This is a genomic window from uncultured Bacteroides sp., from assembly GCF_902491285.1.
Classification (GTDB): Bacteria; Bacteroidota; Bacteroidia; order Bacteroidales; family Bacteroidaceae; genus Bacteroides.
On the sequence record NZ_CABUHK010000055.1, the window covers coordinates 24399 to 38889 of the forward strand.

Consider the following 14491-nt stretch of genomic DNA (forward strand, 5'->3'; position numbering starts at 1 on the left):
CTTCATTGTGATGGAGAAAAGCGGCGCTTTAGAGGTTGGAAAGCATAGCTTTAAGTAACCTAAAGCGCCACAATAATCTTTTAATTATTTGATTTTCTGAAAGAATGGATTCTTGCTTATTTTTATATCGGACGACTTCATGTTTTCAAATTTTACAGTGCGCCCTAATACATCCCCTTCAATCTTGTTATTTGAAATAATCACAGACTTGCAGGCTTCCAGAGTGATTCCTTCTTTACGGTAATGATATGGCTGATAGGTTGTATCGCGTATCAGAGTGTTGTTGGAGAAAGTCAGTCCGTCTACCGAACGGGCGAAGAGAATCGGATAGTCAAACAAGTGGAAGGTGTTGTCTGTAATCCGGATATTACGGTGGTATGGGTACTTCTGTTTCGGTGTCGGTATTTCTGGATCAATGCTGATTACGGCTTCACAGAATTGGTAAAGTGAAGAGTTGCATGGATAGCGGAAAACATTGTTACGTATCAACACATCTTTTACAGCTCCTGATTCATACCAGGCATTGGCATCTCCGGCAATTAAGATAGCGGAACCGCTTGATTCGAATATGTTGTTTTCTATAACAACCTTGCCCGGAGTAGATACAAGTAATCCACGTGCGCGGCAACTTCCGAAGTGGCAGTTGCGTATTTCCGCGTCCGGGGTACAAGTCAGGTTTTCTATTACGTATCCGGCTTCTACTCCGGTAGGGAGTGGGGCGGACAGTTCGATGATAAATTCGGCTTTGTTGATCGCTTCGAACTTATTCATTTTTCCGGTGGCTACGGTACGCATTGTCTTGTGCTCTATGAATCCGAGCGTCTCGTTCGGGCGTCCCCATTCCATGCCTTCGCTCATATCTTGCATGAACTTGCATTTTATACGGGTGGGCGAGAGGACTTCCATGATACGTGAACAGGTTCCGTGAATGTTGATGGGATCGTCCATCAGTCCTGCCCAACTGCAATTTTCAATCTTGAGCAGCCCGCTGCATCCCATGAAGTGAAAGCCGTCATCATGTCCGCTTAATACACGCCCTTTTGAAGCATTCGGGATAATATGGACATCATCAAAAGATATGTTCTTGCTGTATTGTGACAAGATACCTAATCCGCATGTATGGAATAATTTCAGGTTTTCCATTTTAGTGTTTGTGCTATGGAAAATGAAAATGCCGGCATGGTCGCGGGTGCTATGTCTCAACACGAGGATAGTGCCTGCTACAGGATAGGACTTGTTTGCTTCCCCTTTGGGGTCGGACAAGCGTACACGTCCGCGACCCACTTCCACTGCGTCATAGCCGCGCCATCCCAAATTGTCACCTGTATTGGGCAAAACGAAGTGGGTTTTAGGGTCGAATTGCATAATCGACCACATGCCGCTTTTCCATCCTTCACCAACAAAAGTCAGTCGCTTGTTTTCGATGATGTACGGATATTGGCAGGCGTCGATTTCGATTTCCATGAAGTCGAGTGTCGATTCAACGACAGTGCCTTGTGCGGTTAAAGGGATATCCCAGTCTACGGTGAAGTTTTTCAGTGTAACATTTTGGCAGTGATCCAGAGTGAACGGTTGCATTCGCCCGTGCATGATGAATTCCGAGCCGTTACCGTCAATAGTCAGGTCGTTGACTTCGTCCAACAATATTGCAAGGATCTTGGGATTTACATCGTATGTATTTGTCTCGTGATATTCCTTTTCAATGGCATGTTGTGCCCAGAAATCATATCTCCCTTTGGGAAAGACAAGAATGGAGCCGGGATTCTCTTTACAGGCTTTAATAGCTTTTTGTACAAATGGAACCGCATTGATACGGCTGTCGGGTTTTAAACCGAAATCGGTTACTGAGATAATTTTACTTGCTGAAATGCTGACTGTGCAAGACAATAATGCAAACAGTAAAATTGATTTCAATGATAAGAGTGTTTTCATACATTCTGTAGTTTGTTAGATACTTGTTTTCTACATAAATACTATTAATTAGTCAGTAACCCTATGCTTTCATTGAAAAAAAAGGTTTTTTTAGTATTTACCTTTTTTCGGGCAGATTTTTTTATGTGGTGAGTGTAGATAGGTCATAGAATCTGTCGTGAGGATTACCGGAGTTCTATATGAACTAAAGTTTTGGATTTACCATCGCATCTGTGCTGGATATTCTGCCATATTCTTTTTTTTATTCTGGATTTAATCGGTTCATCTGCAAACTGTTTCCATTGTTTTTGCATCTCTTTTTCTACCGATTTCCTTTTTAGCAGACATTGTCTTTCTTCCGGTAACAACTCTTCAATCAGGAGTCTTTTTATCAATCTTTTTCGTTTATCTATATTTGTTTCCATTTCATTCTTGTTATTCGCTAATTGATGCTACATATATAAATACACCGCAGCTTGGCTTATCCCTACAATAAGTGACGATTTTATTAAAAAAAACAGAAGATTTACTTGATTTACTCTTCAATTACCTTTTTCATGCTCTCGTTTTAATTTAGTTCATATAGAACTATGGCATCCGTTGGCTGCTGCCGTTGCTATTCTCTTGATAATAGGAGGTTTGCTGTTTTTATCTGTGCATGATGAAACGGGGGTAGAAAAAAATATTAAAGTAATTGCAGAAAAGAATCAGTTATACGTGCTGCCCGACAGCACAAAAGTATGGATGCAGCCGGGCAGTTCAATCCGTTACGCAAAAGCATTCATGCAAGACAGAAGAGTATGGCTGGAAGGCAGTTCCTTATTTGAAGTACGAAAACAGGAGGGCAGTACATTTCAGGTATATATATACGATGCGTTTATAGAGGTAAAAGGAACTTGTTTTTTGGTAAAACAAGAAGACGCATATCATAGCGAAGTAACTCTGTTTGAAGGTGAAGTTGACTTTAATATTCCGTCTACCCGTCAAAAAACGGCAATGCTCCCTTTGCAAAAACTTACTTACAACTCGATTGATTCACAAACACAATTAGATACTATCACCAATATCAGTTGGGAAAACGGAAGATACAACTTTAAGGATGTTCCGTTGACTCAATTGATTCAAATCGTGAGCCGGATGTACCATACTGATATTCTTGTGGAGGGAATACATCGTGCTGAAGTTTCATTTAGTGGCAGTATTCATTACAATGAATCTTTAGATAATGTTCTCAATAAGATTCGTTTTAGTTTGAATTTGAATATCCGGAAAGTAGATGACCGATACATTTTATACTAGCCTATTTTTTTATTAACCATATGTCTAATCAAACTTAATTAAAGCATGAGAAAATCACTCAGTTTTCAAAGTTGCGTACGATATTTCAAGTATATCGTGCTGGTTTTGCTTTTTTATCCGTTGACGGTCCTTGGAGCTCAGGGGCATATTACGGTAAAAGGGCAGTCTATTACTATCAAAGAAGCTATTATGCTCATTGAAAAGAATAGTAATTATGTCTTTTTTTACAATGCTGCGGATTTGAAAAACATTCGATTGAAAAATATCAATTGTTCGGGTACAATTGATAAGGTATTAAATGAAGTCTTTGCTAACACCGGAATCACCTGGCTGATTCAAGGTAATGATGTTGTTTTAAAAATGAGTAAAACGGAATCTGCCCAACAAGCCAAAAAAACGGAAATAGTGGGTGTTGTTACCGACGCGCGAACGGGAGAGGCTGTCATTGGAGCAAGTGTCGCTATTGTAGGAACCGCGACAGGTGTTATTACTGATATTGACGGTAAGTTTGTGATTCTGGCAAATCCGCAGGATGTCTTGAAAGTTTCGTATGTGGGATACACAACTAAGGAAGTGAAAGTTGGTAATCGGAAAGTGCTTGCCATTGATTTGTCGGAGGATGCACAGGCACTTGAAGAGGTTGTGGTAACAGCTTATGGGACAGGACAGAAAAAGGCAAGTATGGTAGGTTCGGTGCAGGCTATCCGTCCAGCGGATTTGAAAGTTCCTTCAACGAATCTTTCCAACTCATTTGCCGGCCGTTTGTCTGGGGTAGTTGCTGTCCAGCGTACTGGTCGTCCCGGAGCGGACGGTTCTGATTTTTGGATTCGGGGAATTTCAACCTTGAGTCAGGCTACATCGCCTCTGATTATCATTGACGGTGTACAGGTGTCTTCCGCCGATTTGAACGCATTGGACCCGGAAGTGATTGACGGATTCTCCATCTTGAAGGATGCTACCGCTACGGCAATGTACGGAACTCGTGGTGCAAATGGTGTTATGATTGTCACTACTAAATCCGGACAGAATCTGGATAAACCGATTATAAATTTCCGTGTAGAGGGACAGGTCAGCCAACCTACCAAAACTCCTAAGTTCGTGGATGGAGCTACGTATATGGAACTGTTCAATGAAGCTGTGAAGAATGATGGTAGTCCGGACGTTTTGTATAGTCAGGATAAGATTAACGGGACGCGTATGAAACTGAATCCGTATGTTTTTCCCGATGTGAACTGGTATGATGAGATGTTTAATAATGTAGCTTTCAATGAGAAAGTGAACTTTAACATCCGTGGTGGAGGGAAAAAGATCGATTACTTTTCAAGTATTTCAGTCAATCACGAATCGGGTATGCTGAAGAATCGCTCTAAAGACTTTTTCTCTTATAACAATAATATTGATGTGATGCGTTATGCTTTCCAGAACAATATTAATGCATATCTCAGCAAGACATCCAAGTTGTCAGTAAGGTTGAATGTACAACTTCGTGACTTGCGTGAGCCCAACCGCGGTATTGATGATATTTTTGCGGATGCTATGAACTCAAGTCCGGTTGAAGCACCTGTTTTTTATGAACCGGACGGAACAACTAATCATGTGAAATGGGGTACTACTGACCGTTTGATTACGGCTTATCAGGGTAATCCGGTTGCCCAGTTGACTACAGGATACAATGATACATTTGAAAGTACGGTTATCGCCGCTCTTGAGTTTGAACAGAAATTGGATTTTCTGACCAAGGGGCTTCGCTTTAAGGCATTGGGAACATTTAAGAACTGGTCAAAATCAGTTAATAAATATAGTGCCGGCTGGAATAAATATTTGTTAGGGGCGTATGAACAGAATGAAGACGGTTCGTATAGCTACACTACCAATAGAGTAGGTAATGAAGTGTCGACCGATTTGAACAATACTAACGAGACGGCGGGAGATCGCCGGATTTATCTGGAAGCAATGCTTGATTATAACCGTACATTTGGAAAGCATGATGTGAATGCCATGTTGCTTTATAATCAGGACGAACTTGTGAACAATGTGCCGGGTAACGATCTTATCAATTCGCTGCCTAAACGTAAGCAAGGTCTTGCCGGACGACTTTCGTATGCATATGACGGAAAATATATGGCGGAAGTCAATATGGGGTATAATGGTTCGGAAAATTTTGCGAAGGGACATCGCTGGGGATTTTTCCCTTCCATAGCGCTGGGATATAATATCAGTGAAGAGAGTTTCTTTGAACCTTTGCGTAAGGTTGTTACCAGTATGAAATTACGCGGCTCATGGGGATTGGTCGGTAATGACCAAATTGGCGGTGAAAGGTTTATTTATATGCCTACGATTAATTTGTCCGGTAAAGGTTTTACTACCGGTATTGACCAAAACTATGGATTGAGCGGACCGGTTTATACCCGTTATGAAAACACTAATATCACTTGGGAAGTGGGAGAAAAGATCAATCTTGGTATTGACTTGCAATTATTGAACAGCCTGAATATTGTTGTTGATGTTTTCCGTGAGACTCGTAGAGATATATTCCAAAAAAAAGGAACAATTCCTACTTATCTGGGAACCGGGTCGACCGATGTGTTTGGCAACCTTGCTGAGATGAAAAATCAAGGACTCGATTTCTCTATTGATTATAACAAGGCGTTCAGCAAGGATTTCTATATGAATTTTAAGGGAACGTTTACTTACGCCCACAATGAAATTACTAAGTATGATGAAGCTCCTAAATATGCCTTTCAGTCGAAAGTCGGTCAGAGTGCCAATGTTAACCAGGGGTATTTGTCGAACGGGTTATTTTTAGATGAGGCTGAAATAGACCGTTACAATCAGCAGATGGGGTCTACACTGGGAGCAGGTGATATCAAATACCTCAATGTATCGAATATACATGGCTATGGAGATAATATAGTGGACGTGGACGACTGGACATGGATTGGAAATCCTACGGTTCCTGAAATCGTATATGGTTTCGGCCCTTCGTTCAAATATAAAAACTGGGATTTCTCTTTCTTCTTTCAGGGAGTAGCGAAAACTTCTTTGTTTATGAGTGGATTCCATCCTTTCGGTGATAACTCGTTGCGTAATGTGCTGCAATTTGTGGCTGATGACAGATGGTCGCCGACGAATCAGAATGTAGATGCGAAATATCCGCGTTTGACCCGTAAAACTAGTCTGAATAATACGAATCCCGGAAACTCCGGTCGTACATCTGATTATTGGATGCGTGATGGTTCGTTCTTGAAACTGAAAAATATGGAGATTGGATATACATTTAAAAGAATGCGCTTCTATGTCAGCGGTTCCAACTTGTTGACATTCTCTAAGTTTGATTTATGGGATCCGGAACAGGGAGGCGGAAGCGGCTTGAAATACCCTACACAACGTGTCTTTAATGTAGGCTTCCAAATGACTTTCAATAATTAAATTTACATAGTATGAAAAATATAATAAAATATCTGTTTTTAGCATTGTTTGCGGGAGCTGTAATGGTGTCCTGTGATTTTCTGGATGTGGTGCCGGCGGAAAAAGCCAGTGATAAAGATGCTTTTTCCAGTCCTAAAGCGGCGGAAAGATTTCTGTATTCATGTTATGGATATATACCGCAGATTAATATGGTGCAGAATTGCCTGGATTTCAGTGGGGATGAGATAATAAGTCCTTTTACTCAGGAATCGTACGTAAAATTTGCCGAAGGTGTTTATACTTCGGGAAACTTGATCATCAGTTATTGGAATGATTTGTTTTTAGGTATACGCCAATGTTACTTGTTGAAGCAGAATATAAACTCTGTTCCCCGCATTGATCAGGCAACAATAGACAATTATGTGGCTCAGGCGGATTTTCTGATCGCTTATTTTCATATGTTGTTGATTAAATGCTATGGTCCGGTCGTGTTAGTGAAGGAACTGCCGGTTTTGGATACTCCGAAAGATAATTTATTGGGACGTACCTCTTATGACGAATGTGTGCAGTGGACTTGTGATATGTTTGACAGTGCTGCGGGAAGACTGCCGGCTACCCGGACGGGGTCGGAATATGGTCTTGCAACCAGTGTGGCTGCCAAAGCTCTTAAAGCCAGATTGTTGCTTTATGCAGCTTCTCCCTTGTTCAATGGTAATACGGAATATTACAGTGACTTTGTCGGCACGGACGGTAGTCCGTTGATGCCTCTTTCTTATGACGAAAATAAGTGGAAGAAGGCTGCGGATGCCGCACTTGAGGCTATTAATCTGGCTGAGTCTAACGGGCATAGTTTATACGAGATGAAAGAAGGGGATTTGAGTGGCTATCCCGAACCTCAGGATTTGACGCAGCGTACGATGCGTTTTACATTTATGGATAAGGACAACTCGAAAGAGGTGTTGATGGCAGAGACGCGTAAGGCAGGTGCATATGGTTTGCAGCCAAAATCCTTGCCTTATTTGAGTGATGGTTCCTGGAATGGTGTTGCGCCGACTTTGACTATGGTGGAGCGCTTTTATACGAAAAACGGACTTCCGATTGACGAAGATCCTGAGTTTGATTATCAGAATCGGTTCTCGGTAGTTCCGTTCCCCGATGATGCTACTTATGGCGAAGGACAAACTTTGAAGATGAATATTGATCGTGAACCCCGTTTTTATGCCTGGATTGCATTCCAAAATGGTTATTATGAATGCCAGGCAGAGTCTAAGGAGAATGCTTATGTAGCGAAAGCTGAGCGTGCGGAAGGTAAGAAATGGTTGACGGATTTTACGGAACAGGGAAATTGCGGCAAGCAGGGTAGAAATAATAACTACTCAAAAACCGGATATTTGAATAAAAAAGGTGTTCATCCGGGAGTGGCTGCTTCCAAGTCGCAAAAAGAACCTTCCAAAGATTATCCATGGCCGGTCATTCGTCTGGCGGAATTGTATCTGAATTATGCGGAAGCATGTATTGCCTATGATAAAGAAGGCTATCTTGAGAAGGGGATGGAGAAATTGGATAGGGTGCGTCAGCGTGCCGGACTCCTTTCTGTTAAGGATTCCTGGAAGAATGCGAAGAATCCTATAGTGAGCTATACGGGAAATGGTGGCCTGAACGGCAAGTTGACAGAAATTGTAAGACAGGAGAGAATGATAGAGCTTTATCTGGAACAACAGAACTTCTGGGATATCCGTCGTTGGAAACTGGGGGACAAGTACTTTAATGTGCCGGTAAAGGGTATGAATATTGATGCTACGGATATCAATGGATTTGCTACTGTGAAAACTCTTCCTGATGTGCGTAATTTTGATACTCCGCGCCAATATTTGTTACCGATCCCGGCTGCAGAAGTGAGCAAGAATCCTAATATGGTGCAAAATCCTAATTATTAATTAAATTTTAGCATGACTGTTATGAAGAAAAATATATTCTTATTGGTTGTAACGCTGCTTTTGACTGGATTAGCAGGTTGCAGTGATGAAGATACAAAGTCTGTTGTTCCTTCTGATGTGATTGATTTAAGTGCCGATACTCAAGATAAGCCCGGTTATATTGTGCTTCGTTGGGTTACGCCTGATGATAATACAATCAGATATATAAAGGTATCCTATTATGATTATTTATTGGAACAGGATGTGGTAAGGCTGGCAAGCGTTTATGCGGATAGTGTGTTGATTCCGGATACGCGTAAAAAGTTCGGAGAATATGAATTTAAGGTACAGTCTTATAGTGAAACGGGAGATGCGGGAAATGTCCAGACAATCAAGGCTGTTTCGGAACCAGCTAAGGTGCAAATCGTTTTTGGAGAGTCCAGACAATTGGCATTGACCGAGAAGCAGTTGTCGACGAATGCTCAGGAAGCTTCGGAAGGACCTATAGCGAATCTTATTGACGGGAATACCGGTTCTTATTTTCATACGGCCTGGAGCGGGGCTGTTCCTGCGTCTCCTCACTGGTTCCAGATAGATGTAAAAAAAGAAATTACTTACTTTAAGTATGAGTCGGTGGCACGTAATGGAAACAACATTCCTGATGATGTGGATATTATGGGTAGTAATGACGGAGTCAATTTTGAATTGATTGAGAATCTCACAAAGGCTAAGAATGGAATGTTGATGAGTACAACTCCGTATATGTCGCCTATCATGGGAGATAGTTCAAAACCTTATCGTTATATACGTTATTCGGTAAATCACACAAATACAGGTTCTGTCTTTTTCAGTATGGCGGAGTTTAAACTGTTTGAGGTTGATGCAAGTGTCGTCGATCCTGAAGCTGAATAGCGGGGAGTGTAGCATGCAGATATTGAAATAGTCGGATAGATTTTGTCTAGTAGACGAATCAGGCGGAAATATGAATATTCCTTTTCAGGGATAATATTGGATTTCCGCCTTTTTTATTGGTGTTTTGAATAAAGTTACATAATATATAGATTTCGGCAAATGGTAAACAGTCATATAAAAAAATGTTTGTTCGTCTTTTTCATACTTATACATTGGGCAGTCGCTTTTTCTTGTACAAGTGATGATGAGGCGCTGGAGGTGGTCGAGTTGTCCGTTAATAAGGAAGTAGTAGACTTCAAATGTGAAGCCGGCACACAGAACATAACGGTTTCGACGAATGCTCCGATTTGGGAGGCTACGGCGGATAAGAGCTGGTGTACACTTTCTGTGGCAGGAAAGGTTCTGAGAATCTTCGTAGACGAAAGTGAAGAAAGATTAGTGCGTGAGGCTGTCATAACAATAACGGCGGAAGGCTTGAAAAAGACGGTTAAAGTTCGTCAGTTGGGATATGAACCTGCTATACTGATTGATACAAACGTATTTGAAGTGGAAGTCATCGGGAAGGAGATTGCTTTCAATGTCACTGCCAATGTGGAGGTCAGTGCCGGGGTCCCTGATTGGATTGTAGAAAAAGTAAAATCCCGTGCACCGGAGATGGTGACATCAACCCATGCTTATGTGGTGAAAAGCAGCACATTGGATGAAAAGAGAGAGGGAAATATTGTTTTTGCGGAAGTTTTACCGGAAGGGGCTTCAGTAGAAACCTCTCCGGTTTCTGCTTCGGTTTTGATTGTACAGCATGGCTTGAATGAATATAATGGCGGTACGGGAGAAGATATAGAAGGGGATATCAAAGTGAAGGTCGTGAGCGGTACTGATACTTCCCATCAAGGGGAAGATGTTATTGGAAAGTCTTTTGACGGTGATTATTCTACGTTATATCACTCGAACTGGTCTAATGGCGGAGCGAATTATTTCCCGATTACGCTGACTTATAATTTTGCGGAAGTGTCGGATGTGGATTATCTGATTTATTCCCCCCGTCCGTCAGGGTATAACGGTAATTTTAAGGAAGTGGAAATTCAGTATTCGGAAGACGGGAATGTATTTACAAAGTTGCTTGATAAGGATTTTGAGGGTTCAGCGACAGCTTCCAGGGTTACTTTTGACAATACGGTCCGGGCTAAGTCTTTCCGTTTTATCGTGAAAAGCGGAGCGGGAGACGGCCAGGGATTTGTTTCTTGTGCCGAAATGGAATTCTATTCCAAAAACTTGAATGCTTTTGTTTATTCTACTCTTTTTGAGGATGAGGCATGTAGTAACCTGAAAGCTGGAATCACGGAAACAGATATTGAGAACTGTAAATATCCTTTTTTCAAGAATTTGGCGTATTATATGTTCAAGGATAAGTATGACAGAAATTTCCGTGTGGCTGACTATAAAGCGTTCCCGCACCCGGATATCCAGTCGGAAAGTCATAAGACGAATCCGTACAGTCTTCTTGATAATCCAACAGGAATCTCGGTGAAAGAAGGAGAGACGTTGGTTGTAATGGTGGCCGATACATACGGACAGAACATTGGAATGAAGGTACAGAATCTGGACGCACCGGGAGGTGACGGGTTCGGAGGAGTTACGTATCCATTGTATCGAGGTATTAATAAGTTGACAATGAATGGAAAAGGACTGGTATATGTGATGTACCATACCAAAACGTTGGAAGAGGCGGAAACGGCACGGCCTGTTAAGATTCATTTTGCTTCGGGTACAGTGAACGGTTATTTTGATTCGCAGAGTGTAGAACATCGGGGACGTTGGAGTGAATTGTTGGGTAAAGCTACGGACAAATATTTTGATGTAGTAGGTCAATATGCACATTTGACATTTGAGACCAATGATTTCAGGAAGTATGCTGCTACAAACGGTAATGAACTGATTGAGCTTTATGATAAGATTGCTCACAGTGAAATGCAACTCCTCGGTTTGGAAAAATATGGTAAGATGTTCAGAAACAGGATTTACCTTAATGTCATGTATCACTCTTTTATGTACGCGACTGCCTATCATACGGCTTACAATCAGACGACAATGGGAGATGTGTGTGATCCTGATGTATTGAAAACTACCGGCTGCTGGGGACCTGCTCATGAAATCGGGCATTGCAACCAGACTCGTCCGGGAATCAAGTGGATAGGACTGACGGAGGTGACCAATAATATCATGTCCGAGTATGTACAGACTACGGTTTTTGGTCAACCCTCCCGAATACAGACCGAGGATATGGGAGCGGTTTACCGTAACAGGTATTCGAAGGCATGGAACGGCATTATTGTTCCGAAAGCTTCTCATGCTGATTTTACAAATCTGGATGATTCGAATGATGTGTTTTGTAAGTTGGTGCCTTTCTGGCAATTGGAGCTTTACTTTGGTAAGGTACTTGGACTGACTCCTCTTCAGCAGTCGGATTGTGGCGGCTTTTATCCGGAGGTTTTCGAGTATGCCCGTACAAAAGATTATAGCGGCATGAGTGAAGGGGAAATTCAATTGGATTTCGTGTATAATTGTTGTGTGGCAGCTCGGTTGAATTTGCTTGATTTCTTTGAGAAATGGGGATTTTTGACTCCGGTGGACAGGCTGATTGAAGATTATGACACGAAAACCTTGAAAGTGACTGAAGGCATGGTGGATGCGCTGAGGAAGAGAGTGGAGAGTCTGGGATATAGTAAATTACAAGATACAGCCCTTGAATATATATCGGATAATACATGGGAACTGTACAAGACTAAGCCACAGGTAATACCAGGAGCAAGTGCAACCCGAAACGGCAATACTATTACAATAAAGAATTGGCAGAATGTAGTGGTTTATGAAGTGAGGGATGAGGCGGATAATCTTGTCTTTGTTTCCAGTGGTGAAACGACGCCTTCTGCTACCGATGTGTTTACGCTTTCCGGTAACTGGAGTGGTGACTACAGACTTTATGCTGTTTCAGCAGTAGGAAAACGGACTGAGATTCCGGTTGTCGGTTGACTGCTGTTCTAAATTTTGCCATAGATTGATACAAGGCAGTTTTATCTGATAACTGTGACGGTTGTGTTAATCTATGGCATTTTTCATGCATTTTATAGATATAATTTTCGGTAAAAATATTATCTTTGTATACAGCAAGATTTATATAATATGAAGGAAGAAGAGTTGATAGAGCAAGTGAAAAACGGTAATAATATAGCTTTTGCTGCATTATATGATTACTATTGGCAGAGAGTCTATAATTTTACTAAGCTATATGTAACTTCTTCTGATAGTATTTCTGAAATTGTACAGGATGTTTTTGTGAAGTTTTGGGAATCTCGCCATTTATTGGATAGTAACAAGAAGTTGGAGGGCTTTTTATTTATTATTACCCGGAACATTATTTTTAATAAGGCCCGTAGTAGAATACGCGAAGATATGTTCAAGATGACGATATTACGTTCCATTGAGAATGAAGAGCCGTACAATCAAGAAGACTGTATGGTGGCTGAGGATTTGAAGGAATATATTGACCGGTTGATAGCCGTATTGCCCAAAAGACAGCGTGAAATTTTTTTAATGAGCAGGGAGGAAAATATGACTTATCGGGAGATTGCCCTTCGTTGTGGGATCGGTGAAAAAGCCGTAGAACGGCATATTCACCTCACCTTGAAATTTTTGAAAAAGAATCTTCTTTTATTTATGTTGTTTTCCATGCTCCCCGAGTGAAATCAGGTATAGCCATCGGTGTGCTTCCATTTAGTACCGATTTCTCGCTTAATTCTGTAATACATGACCATTCGGCGGCATCATATACATCCATGTCGAGTGGAAGTCCGTTGCGTAGGCAGTAGATAAGACGATAGTCCATTACATAGTTCATTTCATTGGGTAATCCTTTGCGGTGCGCTTCTTCGCCGATGGTCGCACTGAAGGGGTGCTTATAGCGTGCCAGTGTTTTCTCCAGCCTTTCTCCCGCGAGCGGTGTGTCACCGTTCGGGTCCAGTGCTATGCATGGAACCGGATATTTCTGCGCGAATCCCAGTGTTCCGCATACTGTTTGCAGGCGGCTGTAAGGACGTGGAGTGGATACGTTATATTGAAGCATGATTGTTTTTCCCTTGACTGTATGGATAAGCGTCGTATTGACATCTCCCAATTGATATTGTTGACGGGCTTCCGGCGAATACTCACCGAACATCCGGCGGGCATATTCGCTCATTCCTGCCTGATGGGTAGACATGGAAACGAGATATTCCATCCGGTCACTACGGTGAATGTCGAGAATCTGGCAGGCGGGTCCCAGTCCATGAGTAGGGTAGGGATTGCCGGTATGTTCGATGCTATATCTTTTTCCCCAGTGGTTGTGATAGCCCCCTTCGCTTTCTTCAGCAAAATACATCGAACGAAGGTCGTGGATATAAGCTCCTTCTACGTGCATGATCTCCCCGAGTATTCCCCGGCGAGCCATATTGAGAGTAGTCAGTGCGAAAGGATCGTAGCAGCAGTTCTCTAACATGATGCAGTGGCGTCGGGTTTTTTCTGCCGTATCGACCAGTTGCCAGCATTCTTCTACGCTCATGGCTGCCGGAACTTCGATGGCTACATGCTTGTTGCATTCCATGGCAAAGGTAGCCATTGGTGTATGCATCAGCCAATCGGTGCAGATGAAAATCAAATCCAGCCCGTCTGATTCACACATCTTTTTCCAGCCTTCTGTACCGGTATATCCGGTGGCTTTAGGGCGGTTTGCTTCTTTTAATTGCTGCTGGGCTTTGTGAAGGTTTCCTTCCCTGATTTCACAAAGGGCTTTGATTTCTACACCCTCTATTTGCAGATAGCGTTGCAGGGTGAGCAATCCCCGATTACCCAATCCTATGATTCCGATATGGACGGTAGGGATAGGAGAATGTGCTAACCGGAGTACGTGAGTTTGTGCCAGAGAATCTTTCATAATCATAGTGCTCTAAAGTAAAACAAAAAAAGAGAATCTAATTTCTCAGATTCTCTTTGGAGAGCGGAAGACGGGGCTC

9 protein-coding genes are annotated in these 14491 nt (G+C 42.0%); 6 read left to right on the forward strand and 3 right to left on the reverse strand.

Annotated elements, in window-relative coordinates; translation table 11 throughout:
- Positions 1–84: 84 nt before the first annotated feature.
- Both RDN93_RS14440 and RDN93_RS14445 read right to left on the reverse strand, forming a co-directional pair.
- Positions 85–1932 carry a right-handed parallel beta-helix repeat-containing protein gene (locus RDN93_RS14440; RefSeq protein WP_308746161.1) on the reverse strand — a complete coding sequence of 616 codons (1848 nt, stop codon included), beginning with the start codon at positions 1930–1932 and terminating at the stop codon, positions 85–87.
- Between the two features lie 164 nt (positions 1933–2096).
- A complete protein-coding gene (locus RDN93_RS14445; protein ID WP_308746162.1) occupies positions 2097–2336 on the reverse strand; it encodes a hypothetical protein in 240 nt (79 codons plus the stop codon).
- 199 nt (positions 2337–2535) lie between these two features.
- Here RDN93_RS14445 and RDN93_RS14450 point away from each other — a divergent pair, with 199 nt between their 5' ends.
- The 6 genes from RDN93_RS14450 (at position 2536) to RDN93_RS14475 (ending at position 13187) form a co-directional block, all read left to right on the forward strand.
- The gene (locus RDN93_RS14450) at positions 2536–3210 is read left to right on the forward strand and encodes a FecR family protein (RefSeq protein WP_374047417.1); all 675 of its coding nucleotides are present in this window, start codon (positions 2536–2538) and stop codon (positions 3208–3210) included.
- Between the two features lie 45 nt (positions 3211–3255).
- On the forward strand, positions 3256–6639 hold the full coding sequence (locus tag RDN93_RS14455) for a TonB-dependent receptor (protein WP_308746163.1): 3384 nt from the start codon (positions 3256–3258) through the stop codon (positions 6637–6639).
- Positions 6640–6650: 11 nt separating this feature from the next.
- Positions 6651–8555: a RagB/SusD family nutrient uptake outer membrane protein gene (locus tag RDN93_RS14460; protein ID WP_308746164.1), complete on the forward strand. Its 1905-nt coding sequence runs from the start codon at positions 6651–6653 to the stop codon at positions 8553–8555.
- Positions 8556–8576: 21 nt separating this feature from the next.
- Positions 8577–9446 carry a discoidin domain-containing protein gene (locus RDN93_RS14465; RefSeq protein WP_308746165.1) on the forward strand — a complete coding sequence of 290 codons (870 nt, stop codon included), beginning with the start codon at positions 8577–8579 and terminating at the stop codon, positions 9444–9446.
- 159 nt (positions 9447–9605) lie between these two features.
- Positions 9606–12476, forward strand: coding sequence for a M60 family metallopeptidase (locus tag RDN93_RS14470; protein WP_308746166.1), 2871 nt, complete (start codon positions 9606–9608; stop codon positions 12474–12476).
- A 150-nt stretch (positions 12477–12626) separates the two neighbouring features.
- Complete coding sequence (locus RDN93_RS14475; RefSeq protein ID WP_308746167.1) at positions 12627–13187, forward strand: RNA polymerase sigma-70 factor; 561 nt, start codon at positions 12627–12629, stop codon at positions 13185–13187.
- Here RDN93_RS14475 and RDN93_RS14480 read toward each other — a convergent pair.
- Positions 13159–14412 (reverse strand): Gfo/Idh/MocA family oxidoreductase, encoded by a 1254-nt coding sequence (locus tag RDN93_RS14480; RefSeq protein WP_308746168.1) that lies wholly within the window; start codon positions 14410–14412, stop codon positions 13159–13161. The genes RDN93_RS14475 and RDN93_RS14480 overlap by 29 nt on opposite strands.
- Positions 14413–14491: the final 79 nt, after the last annotated feature.